This window comes from Pseudomonas sp. GOM7 (assembly GCF_026723825.1).
Taxonomy (GTDB): domain Bacteria; phylum Pseudomonadota; class Gammaproteobacteria; order Pseudomonadales; family Pseudomonadaceae; genus Aquipseudomonas.
In genome coordinates this window covers 1,646,290-1,661,325 of record NZ_CP113519.1, presented here as the reverse complement: position 1 = coordinate 1,661,325, position 15,036 = coordinate 1,646,290, and the positions used below count along the sequence as shown (strand labels likewise).

Annotated in this window: 12 protein-coding genes; 2 read left to right on the top strand and 10 right to left on the bottom strand. The window is 64.1% G+C overall.

The window, feature by feature from the left end; all coding sequences use genetic code 11:
- Positions 1-76: 76 nt before the first annotated feature.
- Entirely contained in the window at positions 77-931 is an 855-nt protein-coding gene (fghA, locus tag OU800_RS07470; RefSeq protein WP_268182495.1) for an S-formylglutathione hydrolase, read from the bottom strand.
- A gap of 96 nt (positions 932-1,027) precedes the next feature.
- Complete coding sequence (locus OU800_RS07465) at positions 1,028-2,140, bottom strand: S-(hydroxymethyl)glutathione dehydrogenase/class III alcohol dehydrogenase (RefSeq protein WP_268182494.1); 1,113 nt, start codon at positions 2,138-2,140, stop codon at positions 1,028-1,030.
- Between the two features lie 173 nt (positions 2,141-2,313).
- Here OU800_RS07465 and OU800_RS07460 point away from each other — a divergent pair, with 173 nt between their 5' ends.
- Positions 2,314-3,201: a LysR substrate-binding domain-containing protein gene (locus OU800_RS07460; RefSeq protein WP_268182493.1), complete on the top strand. Its 888-nt coding sequence runs from the start codon at positions 2,314-2,316 to the stop codon at positions 3,199-3,201.
- A 111-nt stretch (positions 3,202-3,312) separates the two neighbouring features.
- A complete protein-coding gene (locus OU800_RS07455; protein ID WP_268182492.1) occupies positions 3,313-3,627 on the top strand; it encodes an HPF/RaiA family ribosome-associated protein in 315 nt (104 codons plus the stop codon).
- A gap of 3 nt (positions 3,628-3,630) precedes the next feature.
- Here OU800_RS07455 and ispD read toward each other — a convergent pair whose 3' ends face one another.
- The 8 genes from ispD to dnaE form a co-directional block, all read right to left on the bottom strand.
- Entirely contained in the window at positions 3,631-4,335 is a 705-nt protein-coding gene (ispD, locus tag OU800_RS07450) for a 2-C-methyl-D-erythritol 4-phosphate cytidylyltransferase (protein ID WP_268182491.1), read from the bottom strand.
- Positions 4,332-4,610 carry a cell division protein FtsB gene (ftsB, locus tag OU800_RS07445; protein ID WP_268182490.1) on the bottom strand — a complete coding sequence of 93 codons (279 nt, stop codon included), beginning with the start codon at positions 4,608-4,610 and terminating at the stop codon, positions 4,332-4,334. Before ftsB ends, ispD begins: the two co-directional genes overlap by 4 nt.
- Positions 4,611-4,787: 177 nt before the next feature.
- Positions 4,788-6,077 (bottom strand): phosphopyruvate hydratase, encoded by a 1,290-nt coding sequence (gene eno / locus OU800_RS07440; protein ID WP_268182489.1) that lies wholly within the window; start codon positions 6,075-6,077, stop codon positions 4,788-4,790.
- Between the two features lie 146 nt (positions 6,078-6,223).
- A complete protein-coding gene (gene kdsA / locus OU800_RS07435; protein ID WP_268182487.1) occupies positions 6,224-7,069 on the bottom strand; it encodes a 3-deoxy-8-phosphooctulonate synthase in 846 nt (281 codons plus the stop codon).
- A 3-nt stretch (positions 7,070-7,072) separates the two neighbouring features.
- Positions 7,073-8,704, bottom strand: coding sequence for a CTP synthase (locus tag OU800_RS07430; protein ID WP_268182486.1), 1,632 nt, complete (start codon positions 8,702-8,704; stop codon positions 7,073-7,075).
- A 160-nt stretch (positions 8,705-8,864) separates the two neighbouring features.
- A complete protein-coding gene (gene tilS, locus OU800_RS07425; RefSeq protein WP_268182484.1) occupies positions 8,865-10,193 on the bottom strand; it encodes a tRNA lysidine(34) synthetase TilS in 1,329 nt (442 codons plus the stop codon).
- 196 nt (positions 10,194-10,389) lie between these two features.
- Complete coding sequence (locus tag OU800_RS07420) at positions 10,390-11,340, bottom strand: acetyl-CoA carboxylase carboxyltransferase subunit alpha (RefSeq protein WP_268182482.1); 951 nt, start codon at positions 11,338-11,340, stop codon at positions 10,390-10,392.
- 137 nt (positions 11,341-11,477) lie between these two features.
- On the bottom strand, positions 11,478-15,008 hold the full coding sequence (dnaE, locus tag OU800_RS07415) for a DNA polymerase III subunit alpha (RefSeq protein WP_268182480.1): 3,531 nt from the start codon (positions 15,006-15,008) through the stop codon (positions 11,478-11,480).
- Positions 15,009-15,036 lie beyond the last annotated feature (28 nt).

Genomic DNA, 15,036 nt, shown 5'->3' with positions numbered 1-15,036 from the left:
CGGGAAATTCGCCCCCCGGATTTCATCCGGGCTACGACTGCCACCAAGCCTTTACTTGCAGCTTGTGGCTTGCGGCTTAAAGCTGCCGCAACGCGGCCGCATGATGACGCAGGTGATCGTCGATAAAGCTGGCGATGAAGTAGTAGCTGTGGTCATAACCGGGCTGCATGCGTAGCGTCAGCGGGTGCCCGGCGGCCTTGGCCGCCGCCTGCAGCGCCTGGGGCTTGAGCTGGCCTTCGAGGAAGTCGTCGCGATCGCCCTGATCCACCAGGATCGGCAGCTTTTCGCTGGCCTCGGCGATCAACACGCTGGCATCCCACTCGCGCCAACGCGAACGCTCCTCGCCCAGGTACAGTGAGAAAGCCTTCTCGCCCCAGGGGCAGTTCATCGGATTGCTGATCGGCGAGAACGCCGACACCGACTGGTAGCGTCCGGGATTCTTCAGTGCACAGATCAGCGCGCCATGGCCACCCATGGAGTGACCGGCGATGCCCCGCTTGTCCGATACCGGGAAGTTGGCCTCGATCAAGGCCGGCAGTTCCTGCACCACGTAATCGTACATGCGGTAGTGACGGGCGAAGGGCTCCTGGGTAGCGTTGACATAGAAGCCAGCCCCCAGACCGAAGTCATAGGCGCCATTGGCGTCGTCGGCCACCCCCTCGCCACGCGGGCTGGTATCCGGCGCGACGATGATCAGCCCCAGCTCGGCCGCCATGCGCTGGGCGCCGGCCTTCTGCATGAAGTTTTCGTCGGTGCAGGTCAGGCCGCTCAGCCAGTACAGCACCGGCAGCTTGCCGCCCTGCTCGGCCTGCGGCGGCAGGTAGACGGCGAACACCATGTCGCAGTTGAGGCTGCTGGAACGATGGCGGTAACGCTTGTGCCAGCCGCCGAAGCTCTTCTGACAGGAAATGTTTTCCAGAGTCATGTCCATACTCCGTAGGGTGCGCCATGCGCACCAGGGGTTAGCGGTGCGCGCAGCGCACCCTACCATCGAGCGGCCGCAGGGCCACTCGCCGCTTGCCGCTGGTTAGTAATGGATGACGGTACGGATGCTCTTGCCTTCGTGCATCAGGTCGAAGGCCTGGTTGATCTCGTCCAGCCCCATGGTGTGGGTAATGAAGGTATCCAGCGGGATTTCGCCGCTCTGCGCCTTCGCCACGTAGCTCGGCAGTTCGCTACGGCCCTTGACACCGCCGAAGGCGCTGCCGCGCCAGACGCGCCCGGTGACTAGCTGGAACGGACGGGTGCTGATCTCGGCACCGGCCGGCGCCACACCGATGATCACCGACTCGCCCCAGCCCTTGTGGCAGCACTCCAGCGCGGCGCGCATCAGTTGCACGTTGCCGATGCACTCGAAGCTGTAGTCGACGCCGCCGTCGGTCATCTCGACGATGACCTCCTGGATCGGCTTGTCGTGCTCCTTCGGGTTGACGAAGTCGGTCAGCCCCAGCTCACGGGCCACCGCTTCCTTGGCCGGGTTGATGTCGATGCCGATGATGCGCGAGGCCTTGGCCATCTTGGCGCCGATGATGGCTGCCAGGCCGATGCCACCCAGGCCGAAGATGGCCACGGTGGCGCCCTCTTCCACCTTGGCGGTGTTGAGCACCGCGCCGATGCCAGTGGTCACGCCGCAGCCCAGCAGGCAGACCTTCTCCAGCGGCGCCTCCTTGGGGATCACCGCCAGGGACACTTCCGGCAGCACGGTGTATTCGGAGAAGGTCGAGCAGCCCATGTAGTGGTAGATCGGCTCGCCGTTGTAGCTGAAGCGGGTGGTGCCGTCTGGCATCAGGCCCTTGCCCTGAGTGGCACGCACCGAGCTGCACAGGTTGGTCTTGCCCGACTTGCAAAACTTGCACACACCGCATTCGGCGGTATACAGCGGAATCACGTGGTCACCCACCTTCACCGAGGTGACGCCCTCGCCCACTGCTTCGACGATGCCGCCACCCTCGTGGCCGAGAATCGCCGGGAACACCCCTTCGGAATCGGCACCGGACAGGGTGTAGGCATCGGTATGGCACACGCCGGTGGCGACGATGCGTACCAGCACTTCACCGGCCTTGGGCGGCTCGACATCCACCTCGACGATCTTCAGTGGCTCGTTCGGGGCGAAGGCGACGGCAGCGCGGGATTTGATCATGACAGCTCTCCAGTGGAGTCGTGGACAATGGCAGGCAGTCTAGTTCAAGCTTCCTGAGAGACAATCGGCATCCCAGCAAAACATTATTGCCGTACAGGGATAATATTTCGCCTCGCCAGAGCCGAACGGGCATGCTTGATCAACCATTTCCGGACTGCGAGAAGGAAGCGCACATGAATCGCTGGGAAGGACTCGACGAATTCGTCGCGGTGGCCGAGTGCGGTCAGTTCAGCGCCGCCGCCGAGCGTCTGGGGCTGTCCACCTCGCAGGTCAGCCGCCAGGTGGCACGCCTGGAGGAACGCCTGCAAAGCCGCCTGTTCTACCGCAGCACCCGGCGCGTGGCGCTGACCGAAGCGGGCCAGACCTTCCTGCAGCACTGCCAGCGCCTGCAGGATGCTCGGGAAGAAGCCCTGCGCGCCGTCAGCGACCTTGGCGCCGAACCCAAGGGGCTGCTGCGCATGACCTGCGCGGTGGCCTATGGCGAGCGCTTCATCGTGCCCCTGGTCAACCAGTTCATGGCTCAGCACCCGCAACTGCGCCTGGAAATCGAGCTGAGCAACCGCCCACTCGACCTGCTGCACGAAGGCCTGGATCTCGCCATCCGCCTGGGGCGCCTGCAGGATTCGCGGCTGGTGGCCACGCGCCTGGCCCCTCGGGTCATGTACCTGTGCGCGGCACCGGACTACCTGCAGCGCTACGGCCGCCCCCATTCGCTTTCCGAACTGAGCCGGCACAATTGCCTGATCGGCAGCAGTGACCATTGGAACTTCGCCGAAGGCGGACGCGAAGCGCAGGTGCGGGTACAGGGTAACTGGCGCTGCAACAGCGGCGAAGCGGTGCTCGATGCCGCCCTGCGCAGCTTCGGCCTGTGCCAGCTACCGGACTACTATGTGCTCGAACACTTGCGCAGCGGTGCGCTGATCTCCCTGCTGGAACAACACAGACCACCCAACACCGCCGTCTGGGCGGTCTACCCGCAGCAGCGCCTGCTCTCACCCAAGGTGCGGCAACTGGTCGAGCACCTCAAGCAGGGTTTGGCGCAGCGCCCGGAATACAGCTAGCGCAGGCAACAGATTGTCACAGCGAAGCGGGAACAACTTCCGGCGTTTGCGGCCAGAATTAAGGTGATGCCCCAGCCCAGGCATCGCTCACCGCGAAACCGGAGGTAATGTATGCAAGTCATGGTCAACAGCGACAACCACATCCACGGCTCCGCCGCGCTGGCGGACAAGGTACGTGGCCGTGTACTGCTCAGGCTGCGACGCTTCGAGGATCACCTGACCCGAATCGAGCTGCATTTCAACGACGAGAACGGCCACAAGGGTGGCGGCCAGGATAAACGCTGCCAGGCCGAGGCCCGGCTCAAAGGCCGTGATCCGGTTTCGGTGAGCCACAACGGCGACAATCTGGAACAGGCGCTGGAAGGCGCCATGGAGAAACTGGGTACGGTGCTGGAGCGCAACATCAGCCGCCAGCGACACGCCTGACGATCACTCCAGGCTGCGCCCGGCCCAGGCCAGGTGCAGCCACTGCAGATCCTCCGGGCGGGTGATCTTGAGGTTATCCGCCCGGCCCTCCACCAGGCGCGGCGCCTGGCCCGCCCACTCCAGCGCCGAAGCTTCATCGGTGATAGGCACCCCCGCCGCCAGGGCGGCACTCAGGGCCTGACGCAAATTCCCCAGGCGAAACATCTGCGGCGTGTAGGCCTGCCAGATCACCGCACGATCCACCGTTTGCGCCACCCGCCCCTGGTCATCGGCGCGCTTGAGCGTATCGCGTGCCGGCACCGCCAGCAGGCCGCCGACCGCATCCGTGGCCAGCGTTTCCAACAACCGGTCGAGATCACTGCGTGCCAGGTTCGGCCGCGCGGCATCGTGCACCAACACCCAGTCCTGGGCATCCGCGCCGCCCTGCTCGAGCGCCTGCAAACCGGCCAGAACCGAATCGGCACGCTCGCGCCCACCCGGCGCGCGGCGCACACGCGGGTCGCTGGCCACGGGCAGCGGCGGCCAGAAGGGATCGTCCAGGCTCAGGCAAACCACGGCGCCGAGCAAGCCCGGATGGTCGAGAAAACAATCGAGGGTATGTTCCAGAATGCTGCGTCCGGCCACCTGCAGGTACTGCTTGGGCCGGTCGGCGCCCATGCGCGCACCCACTCCAGCGGCCGGGATGACCAGCCAGAACGGCACGCTCATTTGGTCAGCAGGTAGAGGGTTTCGCCCTCTTTGACCATGCCCAACTCCTGCCGCGCCCGCTCCTCGACGGTTTCCATACCGCGCTTGAGTTCCATCACCTCGGCCTCGAGGATACGGTTACGCTCCAGCAGGCGCTGGTTCTCGCCTTTCTGCTCGGCGATCTGCTGCTGCAGGCGACTGACATGCGCCAGGCTGCCCTCGCCCACCCACAGACGATACTGCAGGCCAGCCAGCAACAGGATCAGCACGATGAACAGCCAATAGGGACTACGCATGGAGCGGCTCGCGGATTGAGTCATCGGCATGGTAGGGGCTGCGATCATGCTTGAAAAGGAGCCGGCTGATGGGTGACATGGGTTTTAAGGTTGTGCATCCGTGCAAGGGTTCCCGGAAATCGACGAAACGACCACGAAAAAGGGCGACTCGCGTCGCCCTTTTCTCGTCCGCTGTGCTTAGCCGCGGAACTCGGCGCGACCCTTGTACGGAGCCTTCCCACCCAACTGCTCTTCGATGCGCAGTAGCTGGTTGTACTTGGATACGCGGTCGGAGCGGCACAGCGAACCGGTCTTGATCTGACCAGCGGCAGTACCTACGGCCAGGTCGGCGATGGTGCTGTCTTCGGTTTCGCCGCTGCGGTGCGAGATCACCGCAGTGAAGCCGGCGGCCTTGGCCATCTGGATGGCTTCCAGGGTTTCGGTCAGCGAGCCGATCTGGTTGAACTTGATCAGGATCGAGTTGCCGATCTTCTCGTCGATGCCACGCTTGAGGATCTTGGTGTTGGTGACGAACAGGTCGTCGCCGACCAGTTGCACCTTGGCGCCGATCTTGTCGGTCAGCACCTTCCAGCCGGCCCAGTCGGATTCGTCCATGCCGTCTTCGATGGAGATGATCGGGTAGCGCTGGGTCAGCCCGGCCAGGTAGTCGGCGAAACCGGCGGCGTCGAATACCTTGCCCTCGCCTTCCAGGTCGTACTTGCCGTCCTTGAAGAATTCGCTGGAGGCGCAGTCCAGAGCCAGGGTCACGTCATCACCCAGCTTGTAGCCGGCGTTGGCCACGGCCTCGGCGATGGCGGCCAGGGCGTCTTCGTTGGAGGCCAGGTTCGGCGCGAAGCCGCCTTCGTCACCCACGGCAGTGTTCAGGCCACGGGCCTTCAGTACGGCCTTGAGGTGATGGAAGATCTCGGCGCCCATGCGCAGGGCGTCGGCGAAATTCTTGGCGCCCACCGGCTGCACCATGAATTCCTGGATGTCGACGTTATTGTCGGCGTGCTCGCCGCCGTTGATGATGTTCATCATCGGCACCGGCATGGAGTAGACGCCCGGGGTGCCATTGAGGTCGGCGATATGCGCGTACAGCGGCACGCCCTTGGCCTGGGCAGCGGCCTTGGCGGCCGCCAGGGACACGGCGAGGATGGCGTTGGCGCCCAGCTTGGCCTTGTTCTCGGTACCGTCGAGCTCGATCATCGCGTGATCCAGCGCTTTCTGATCGGCAGCGTCCTTGCCCAGCAGCAGGCCGCGGATCGGGCCATTGATGTTGGCCACGGCTTTCAGCACGCCCTTGCCCAGGTAACGGCTCTTGTCGCCATCACGCAGCTCCAGCGCTTCACGGGAGCCAGTGGAGGCACCGGACGGCGCGCAGGCGCTACCGATGATGCCGCCTTCGAGGATCACGTCGGCTTCCACGGTGGGATTGCCACGGGAGTCGAGAACTTCACGACCCTTGATGTCGACGATCTTTGCCATGCTTATTAACACTCCGAAGGTTGACGATGAGGCAGCAGCCAGCGGCTGCGCGAAGCCGCTGGCTGCCCTGACGGGCGGGCAAACGGCACTGACTCAGAGGCCAGGGGTATCTTACTGGGGCGGCACTTTACCGGATTGCGCAGGATTCAGGCAGTCTCGATCGGCGCAAAGCTCTTCACCAAGTCATCCAGTTGCTTGAGCTGGGTGAGGAAAGGCTCCAGTTTGTTCAGGCGCAGGGCACAGGGGCCATCGCACTTGGCGTTTTCCGGATCCGGGTGGGCCTCGAGGAACAGGCCGGCCAGCCCCTGGCTCATGCCCGCCTTGGCCAGGTCGGTAACCTGAGCGCGGCGGCCGCCAGCGGAATCGGCGCGACCACCCGGCATCTGCAGGGCATGGGTCACGTCGAAGAACACCGGGTACTCGAACTGCTTCATGATGCCGAAGCCGAGCATGTCCACCACCAGGTTGTTGTAACCGAAGGAGGAGCCGCGCTCGCAGAGAATAAGCTGATCATTACCGGCTTCCTCGCACTTGCGCAGGATGTGCTTCATCTCCTGCGGGGCGAGGAACTGAGCCTTCTTGATATTGATCACCGCGCCGGTCCTGGCCATGGCCACCACCAGGTCGGTCTGACGCGAGAGGAAGGCCGGCAACTGAATGATGTCGCACACCTCGGCCACCGGGGCGGCCTGATGCGGCTCGTGCACGTCGGTGATCACCGGCACGCCGAAGGTCTTCTTCACTTCCTCGAAGATCTTCATGCCCTCTTCCAGGCCCGGGCCACGGAAGGAGGTGACGGAGGAGCGGTTGGCCTTGTCGAAGCTGGCCTTGAACACGTAGGGAATGCCGAGCTTTTCGGTCACCCGCACGTACTCCTCGCAGGCCTGCATGGCCAGGTCGCGCGACTCGAGCACGTTGATGCCGCCGAACAGCACGAAGGGCTTGTCGTTGGCGATCTCGATATTGCCGACCTTGATGATCTTCTGTGCCATGTCTCAGACCTTCTTCGCTTTCTTGGCCAGCGCAGCGTTGACGAAACCGCTGAACAGCGGGTGACCGTCACGCGGCGTGGAAGTGAACTCGGGGTGGAACTGGCAGGCGACGAACCAGGGATGATCCGGGGCCTCGACCACTTCGACCAGCGCACCGTCGCCGGAACGACCGGTGACCTTCAGGCCAGCCTCGGTCAGTTTCGGCAGCAGGTTGTTGTTCACTTCGTAGCGGTGACGATGGCGCTCGACAATCACGTCCTTGCCATAGCAAGCGTGTACCAGGGAGCCGGCCTGCAGTTGGCAGTCCTGCGCGCCGAGGCGCATGGTGCCGCCCAGGTCGGAGCTTTCGCTGCGCTGCTCGACGCTACCTGCCGCGTCCTGCCACTCGGTGATCAGACCGACCACCGGGTGCTGGCTGGCCATGTCGAACTCGGTGGAGTTGGCATCGCTCCAGCCCACCACGTTACGTGCGTATTCGATGACCGCCACCTGCATGCCGAGGCAGATGCCCAGGTAGGGAATCTTGTTCTCGCGAGCATATTGCACGGTCTTGATCTTGCCTTCCACGCCGCGCAGACCGAAGCCGCCCGGCACCAGGATGGCATCGACGCCTTCGAGCAGCGCGGTGCCCTGATTCTCGATGTCTTCGGAGTCGATGTAACGCAGATTGACCTTGGTGCGGTTCTGGATGCCGGCATGGCTCATGGCTTCGATCAGCGACTTGTACGCGTCGAGCAGTTCCATGTACTTGCCGACCATGGCGATGGTGACTTCCTTCTCCGGGTTGAGCTTGGCATCGACCACGCGATCCCACTCGGACAGGTCAGCACCGCCGCATTCCAGGCCGAAGCGCTCGACGACGAAGTCATCCAGGCCCTGGGCATGCAGCACGCCGGGGATCTTGTAGATGGTGTCGACGTCTTCCAGGCTGATCACCGCACGTTCTTCGACATTGGTGAACAGGGCGATCTTGCGCCGCGAGGAGACATCGATCGGATGATCGGAGCGGCACACCAGCACGTCCGGCTGCAGGCCGATGGAGCGCAGCTCCTTGACCGAATGCTGGGTCGGCTTGGTCTTGGTTTCGCCGGCAGTGGCGATGTACGGTACCAGGGTCAGGTGCATCAGCATGGCGCGCTTGGCGCCCACTTCCACGCGCAATTGGCGAATGGCTTCGAGGAACGGCTGCGACTCGATGTCACCGACGGTGCCGCCGATTTCCACCAGGGCCACGTCGGCATCGCCGGCGCCCTTGATGATGCGCCGCTTGATCTCGTCGGTGATGTGCGGGATGACCTGGATGGTCGCGCCCAGGTAATCACCACGGCGTTCCTTGCGCAGTACGTCTTCGTACACGCGGCCGGTGGTGAAGTTGTTGCTCTTGGTCATCGTGGTGCGGATGAACCGCTCGTAGTGACCCAGGTCGAGGTCGGTCTCGGCGCCGTCGTGGGTGACGAACACCTCACCATGCTGGAACGGGCTCATGGTGCCCGGATCGACGTTGATGTAAGGGTCCAGCTTGAGCATGGTGACCTTCAGGCCCCGCGCCTCCAGGATGGCCGCCAGTGAAGCCGAGGCGATGCCTTTCCCCAATGAAGAAACAACACCACCCGTGACGAAGATGTAGCGCGTCATGAAAAACCCTAGAAGTCTGCGTTTAAGCGGCCTGCGCCGCCGGGGAAAGCAAAGAAGGAGCGCCACCGTTGAGACAATGGCTAACTCACCGGCTCCCCAGGGGAAGTCGGCAAAGCTGTAATAAGACGGGAGCGTAGTCTACCGGAAAGGGGATGCCAGCTCAAACCTCGATCATCGCCCTTTGCTCTTCGCTGAGCTGGCCTGGTGCCAGCCACTGCAGGCTCTGCGCCGCGGTGCCTGGCAGATCGAGGTTGGCCACCACCAGCAACTCGTCCCCGGCGTACAGCAGCGGCAGACGCCCGCGCACGAAGCTGGGCACCCCCTGCTCGTTGAGCAGGCGTTTGAGATCACGCTGACCACGACCCTCGATGAACAGCCGCTCGCCGCCCTGGCGATAACGCACGCGCAGATTCTCATGCACCTGAACACCCCGCAGGCGCAGCAGACCATTACCGGGCAGGGACACCTCCTGAGCCCCGACGGGCCAGGGCATGTCCAGCGCGGGCGGGGGCTGCAACCAGGCGCCGGCCAGCCACCAGATACGCCCCTCGCTGCGTTGTAACTCACCATCGGTCAGACGCCAGATCGGCGTGGCATCGACGCCGGCATCGCGCAGATCACGCCAGCCCGCCCAATGCTCGCTGTCCGGCAGGCGCGTCAACGGTGCCAGCCAGTGGCGCAGCAGATTGCGCTGACGCGCCTCACTCAGCGCCGCAATGGGTGCCAGGGGCAAGGACGGTACGGGCAGCCAGGCGATACCCGATGCTTGCCGCACGGCGGCCAGATCCTGCTCGGCCAGCTCATCGAGCAGCATCTGCGCCTCGCCCAGGTGCGCCGCCGTACGCGCCAGGGCAGCGCTCGTCTGCGGCCAACGCTCGGCCAGGCGCGGCAGGATCTGCCGGCGCAGGAAGTTGCGGCTGAACTGCTCGCTGCGGTTACTCGGGTCTTCCACCCAGCTCAGGCCATGGGCAGCAGCATAGGCCTCCAGCTCGCCGCGCGGGCAATCGAGCAGCGGCCGCAACAGGCTGCCAGCCCCCAGGGGGCGCTGCCTGGGCATGGCCGCCAGACCACGCACACCGGCGCCACGCAGCAGGCGCAGGAGCAGGGTTTCGGCCTGGTCGTCACGGTGCTGGCCGGTCAGCAGCAGTGCGCCCGGCTCCAGGCATTGCGCAAAGGCGGCATAACGCGCCTGGCGCGCAGCCTGCTCCAGGCTGGCACCCGCCTCGACCCGTACCCGCAGCACTTCCAGCTCGATGCCCAGGCGCTGACAGACTTCGGCACAGTGCGCCGGCCAGGCCTGCGCCGCTGGCTGCAGACCATGCTCGACATGCAGGGCGCGCAGCGGCGGCAACGTCTCGTGCCGCGCCCAGTCGGCGAGCAGATGCAGCAGCACGCTGGAGTCCAGGCCACCGGAGAAGGCTATGTACCAGGCAGGCGCCGTGCGCCAGGGCTGCAAGGCTTGGCGCAAGCGAAGATCGAGAGCAGTCATCGTTCAAGCTTAAACAACAACGGGCCCGAAGGCCCGTGGTGATGCACGATGAAATTACGTAGGGTGCGCCGTGCGCACCAAAATACCGGTGCTACGGTCATAGGTGCGCACAGCCTGGGCGGCCCCGCGACACCCTACAAAAGCCATCTGTGCCGGGCATTCGCCCGAAAACTCGCCTGATACGCAGAGAAAGAACTCAGGCGATGCCGTAGCTCATCAGGCGCTCGTAACGGCGCTCGAGCAACGCTGCGGTATCGTGCTTCTGCAGGCTGGCCAGTTGCTTGGTCAGCTCCTGGCGGATCGACTCGGAAGCAGCGGCCGGATCACGGTGCGCGCCACCCAGCGGCTCGGCGATGACCTGGTCGACGATACCCAGATTTTTCAGGCGCTCGGCGGTGATGCCCATGGCCTCGGCGGCATCCGGGGCTTTCTCGGCAGTACGCCAGAGGATCGAAGCACAACCTTCCGGCGAGATAACCGAGTAGGTGGAGTACTGCAGCATGTTCAGTTGGTCGCAGACGCCGATGGCCAGCGCGCCACCGGAACCGCCTTCACCGATCACGGTGGCGATGATCGGCGTCTTCAGCCGCGCCATCACGCGCAGGTTCCAGGCGATGGCCTCGCTCTGGCCGCGTTCCTCGGCATCGATGCCCGGGTAGGCACCGGGGGTGTCGATGAAGGTAAGAATCGGCATCTTGAAGCGTTCAGCCATTTCCATCAGGCGGCAGGCCTTGCGGTAGCCCTCGGGGCGCGGCATGCCGAAGTTGCGGCGTACCTTCTCGCGCACTTCACGGCCCTTCTGGTGGCCGATGACCATGACCGGCTGCTCGCCGAGACGCGCCACACCACCCACGATTGCAGCGTCATCGGAGAAGTGACGGTCGCCATGCAGCTCATCGAACTCGGTGAAGATGTGCTGGATGTAGTCCAGGGTGTAGGGGCGGCGTGGGTGACGCGCGAGCTGGGCGATCTGCCAGCTGGTCAGGTTGCCGAAAATGCTTTCGGTCAGCGCACTGCTCTTGTCCTGCAGGCGGGCAATCTCGTCGCTGATGTTCAGCGAGTTGTCGTTACCAACCAGGCGTAGCTCTTCGATCTTGGCTTGCAGGTCGGCGATCGGCTGTTCGAAATCGAGGAAATTCGGGTTCATAGTCATCCGTCTTGCGTCGACGGCCAAGCGGCCGGGGAGCTGTATCCATTAGGCGCCCTACCATACGGGATGGGGCGCAGCGGGTCGACACCACAGGTGCCTTTGCTGGCGCGCAGGGGCGTTGCCCCCCTCGCGCATCAGCGGTAGTGCAAAAAGACGTTGTCGCGCCCGAACTGGTCACGTAATGCCTGAATCAAAGTGTCGGCCGGGTCGATTCGCCAGGCGTCACCGAATTGAAGCAAGGCCCGTGCCTCTTCGCCACTGTAGTCCAGGGTCACCGGGCAGGCGCCCTTGTGCTTGCTGCACAATTCGGCCAGCCAGCGCAGGCGATCACCCTTGAGCGCTTCGCTGGCGACCTTCACGCGCAGGCTGTCGGCCAGGCCGGTACGCGCCTCTTCCAGGCTCATCACGCGCTTGGCACGCAGACGCAAACCGCCGGAGAAGTCGTCGTTGCTGACTTCACCCTCGACCACCACCAGCGCATCGTTCTGCAGCAGCGCCTGGTTGCTGGCGAAGGCGTCGGCGAACAACGAAGCCTCGATCCTCCCTGATCTGTCATCCAGGGTGATAAAGCCCATCTTGTCGCCCTTCTTGTTCTTCATCACCCGCAGGTTGACGATCATCCCGGCGATGGTCTGGGTATCGCGCGCCGGCTTGAGCTCGACGATGCGCTGGCGGGCGAAACGGCGAATCTCGCCTTCGTACTCGTCGATGGGGTGGCCGGACAGGTAGATGCCCAGGGTGTCCTTCTCGCCCTTCAGGCGCTCCTTGATCGGCAGCTCGCGCGCCTTGCGATGGTTGGCGTAGACATCCGCCTCGGGCTCGGCGAACAGGCCACCGAACAGATCCATGTGGCCGCTCTCGGCGCTGCGCGCGGTCTGCTCGGCGGACTGCACGGCCTCTTCCATGGACGCCAGCAGCACAGCGCGGTTCTTGTCCACGCTGGCCTGGTAGGCCTTGAGCTCGTCCTGGTAGTAGGGGCCAAGGCGATCCAGCGCACCGCTGCGGATCAGCGCTTCGAGGGTGCGCTTGTTGATGCGCTTGAGGTCGACGCGGTTGCAGAAGTCGAACAGGTCCTTGAACGGCCCGCCTTCGGCGCGGCATTCGACGATGGCCTCCACCGGGCCCTCACCCACGCCCTTGACCGCGCCGAGGCCGTAGACGATACGACCGTCGTCGTTGACGGTGAACTTGAACTCGGAGACGTTCACATCCGGCGGATCGATGCGCAACTTCATGTTGCGGCACTCTTCGACCAGAATCACCACCTTGTCGGTGTTGTGCATATCCGCCGACAGCACCGCAGCCATGAAGGGCGCCGGGTAGTGCGCCTTGAGCCAGGCGGTCTGGTAGGAGACCAGGCCGTAGGCGGCCGAGTGGGACTTGTTGAAGCCGTAGCCGGCGAACTTTTCCACCAGGTCGAAGATGTTGCCCGCCAGGTCGGCATCGATGCCGTTGTTGGCGCAACCTTCGATGAAGCCGCCGCGCTGCTTGGCCATTTCCTCGGGCTTCTTCTTGCCCATGGCGCGACGCAGCATGTCCGCCTGGCCCAGGGTGTAACCGCCCATGACCTGGGCGATCTGCATCACCTGTTCCTGATACAGGATGATGCCGTAAGTCGGCTTGAGCACAGGCTCCAGACCGGCGTACTGGTAATCCGGGTGCGGGTAGGACAGCTCAGCGCGGCCGTGCTTGCGGTTGATGAAGTCGTCCACCATGCCGGACTGCAGCGGCCCGGGGCGGAACAGCGCCACCAGTGCGATCATGTCTTCCAGGCAGTCGGGCTTGAGCTTCTTGATCAGTTCCTTCATGCCGCGCGATTCGAGCTGGAAGACCGCGGTGGTCTCCGCCTTCTGCAGCATGTCGTAGGTCTTCTTGTCATCCAGAGGGATGAAGTCGATGTTGACCAGTTCCTCGTCCGCGGCGCCATCGCGCTTCTGGATGCGATGAATGGTTTCCATCGCCCACTTGATGATGGTCAGGGTGCGCAGACCAAGGAAGTCGAACTTGACCAGGCCGGCCTGCTCGACGTCGTCCTTGTCGAACTGGGTCACCAGGCCGCCGCCCTCCTCGTCACAGGCAATCGGCGAGAAGTCGGTGAGTTTGGTCGGCGCGATCACCACACCCCCGGCGTGCTTGCCGGTACCGCGCACCACGCCTTCGAGCTTGAGCGACATATCCCAGATTTCCTGGGCCTCTTCGTCGTTCTTGAGGAACTCGCGCAGCGGCTCCTCCATCTCGTAGGCCTTCTCCAGGGTCATGCCGACCTCGAAGGGGATCATCTTCGACAGGCGGTCGGCCAGGCCGTAGGACTTGCCCTGGGCCCGCGCCACGTCGCGAACCACCGCCTTGGCCGCCATGGAGCCGAAGGTGATGATCTGGCTTACCGCGTTACGCCCGTATTTCTCGGCCACGTAGTCGATCACCCGGTCGCGACCGTCCATGCAGAAGTCGACGTCGAAGTCGGGCATGGAAATCCGCTCGGGGTTGAGAAAGCGCTCGAACAGCAGGTCATAGGCCAAGGGATCCAAGTCGGTGATCTTCAGCACGTAGGCCACCAGCGAGCCGGCACCCGAACCACGGCCCGGGCCGACCGGCACGCCGTTGTTCTTGGCCCATTGGATGAAGTCCATCACGATCAGGAAGTAACCGGGGAAACCCATCTGGATGATGATGTCCAGCTCGAAGTTGAGGCGGTCGATATAGACCTGCTTCTTCGCCTCGTAGTCCGGCGTGTCCTTGGGCAGCAGCACTTCCAGACGCTCTTCCAGCCCCTCGAAGGAGGCATGCCGCAGGTAGTCGTCGATCCCCATGCCGTTGGGTGTGGGGAAGTCCGGCAGGAAATACTTGCCGAGCTGCACCTCGATATTGCAGCGTTTGGCGATCTCGACGGTGTTTTCCAGCGCCTCGGGCAGGTCGGCGAACAGCTCCCACATTTCCGCCGGAGTCTTGAGGTACTGCTGGTCGGAGTAATGCCGTGGCCGACGTGGGTCGTCCAGAGTACGACCCTCGCCGATGCACACGCGGGTTTCGTGGGCCTCGAAGTCGTCCTGCTTGATGAAGCGCACGTCGTTGGTCGCCACCAGCGGCGCCTCGAGGCGATCGGCCAGGGCCACGGCGGCGTGCAGGTATTCCTCGTCGCCCACACGACTGGTGCGCTGCACCTCCAGGTAGAAGCGCTCCGGGAACACCGCCATCCATTCGCGCAGGCGCGTTTCGGCCAGCGCCTGGTCACCGGCCAGCAGCGCCTGGCCCACTTCGCCTTCGCGGGCGCCGGACAGCGCGATCAAGCCTTCGGCCGCATCCTTGACCCAGTCGCGCTGGATGATCACCAGATCGTTGCTCTGCCCTTCGGCCCAGCCACGGGAGATCAGCTCGGTGAGGTTGCGATAGCCCTTGGCATTCATCGCCAGCAGGGTCATGCGCGTCAGCGGGCCATCTTCCTCGGCGCTGGCCAGCCAGATATCGGCACCGCAGATCGGCTTGACCCCAGCGCCCATGGCGGTCTTGTAGAACTTCACCAACGAGCACATGTTGCTCATGTCGGTGACCGCCACTGCCGGCATACCGGCCCCGGCCACGGCCTTGATCAGCGGCTTGACCCGCACCAGGCCATCGACCAGGGAGTATTCGGTGTGCAGACGCAGGTGGACGAACGCTTGGGTCATGAGGCGGCCTTGCAGGTGAAAACGACAA

Excerpts from the sequence above, each read along its gene's own strand:
- fghA (WP_268182495.1), bottom strand. The coding sequence starts at position 931 with ATGGACATGACTCTGGAAAACATTTCCTGTCAGAAGAGCTTCGGCGGC.
- OU800_RS07465 (WP_268182494.1), bottom strand. The coding sequence starts at position 2,140 with ATGATCAAATCCCGCGCTGCCGTCGCCTTCGCCCCGAACGAGCCACTG.
- OU800_RS07460 (WP_268182493.1), top strand. The coding sequence starts at position 2,314 with ATGAATCGCTGGGAAGGACTCGACGAATTCGTCGCGGTGGCCGAGTGC.
- OU800_RS07455 (WP_268182492.1), top strand. The coding sequence starts at position 3,313 with ATGCAAGTCATGGTCAACAGCGACAACCACATCCACGGCTCCGCCGCG.
- ispD (WP_268182491.1), bottom strand. The coding sequence starts at position 4,335 with ATGAGCGTGCCGTTCTGGCTGGTCATCCCGGCCGCTGGAGTGGGTGCG.
- ftsB (WP_268182490.1), bottom strand. The coding sequence starts at position 4,610 with ATGCGTAGTCCCTATTGGCTGTTCATCGTGCTGATCCTGTTGCTGGCT.
- eno (WP_268182489.1), bottom strand. The coding sequence starts at position 6,077 with ATGGCAAAGATCGTCGACATCAAGGGTCGTGAAGTTCTCGACTCCCGT.
- kdsA (WP_268182487.1), bottom strand. The coding sequence starts at position 7,069 with ATGGCACAGAAGATCATCAAGGTCGGCAATATCGAGATCGCCAACGAC.
- OU800_RS07430 (WP_268182486.1), bottom strand. The coding sequence starts at position 8,704 with ATGACGCGCTACATCTTCGTCACGGGTGGTGTTGTTTCTTCATTGGGG.
- tilS (WP_268182484.1), bottom strand. The coding sequence starts at position 10,193 with ATGACTGCTCTCGATCTTCGCTTGCGCCAAGCCTTGCAGCCCTGGCGC.
- OU800_RS07420 (WP_268182482.1), bottom strand. The coding sequence starts at position 11,340 with ATGAACCCGAATTTCCTCGATTTCGAACAGCCGATCGCCGACCTGCAA.
- dnaE (WP_268182480.1), bottom strand. The coding sequence starts at position 15,008 with ATGACCCAAGCGTTCGTCCACCTGCGTCTGCACACCGAATACTCCCTG.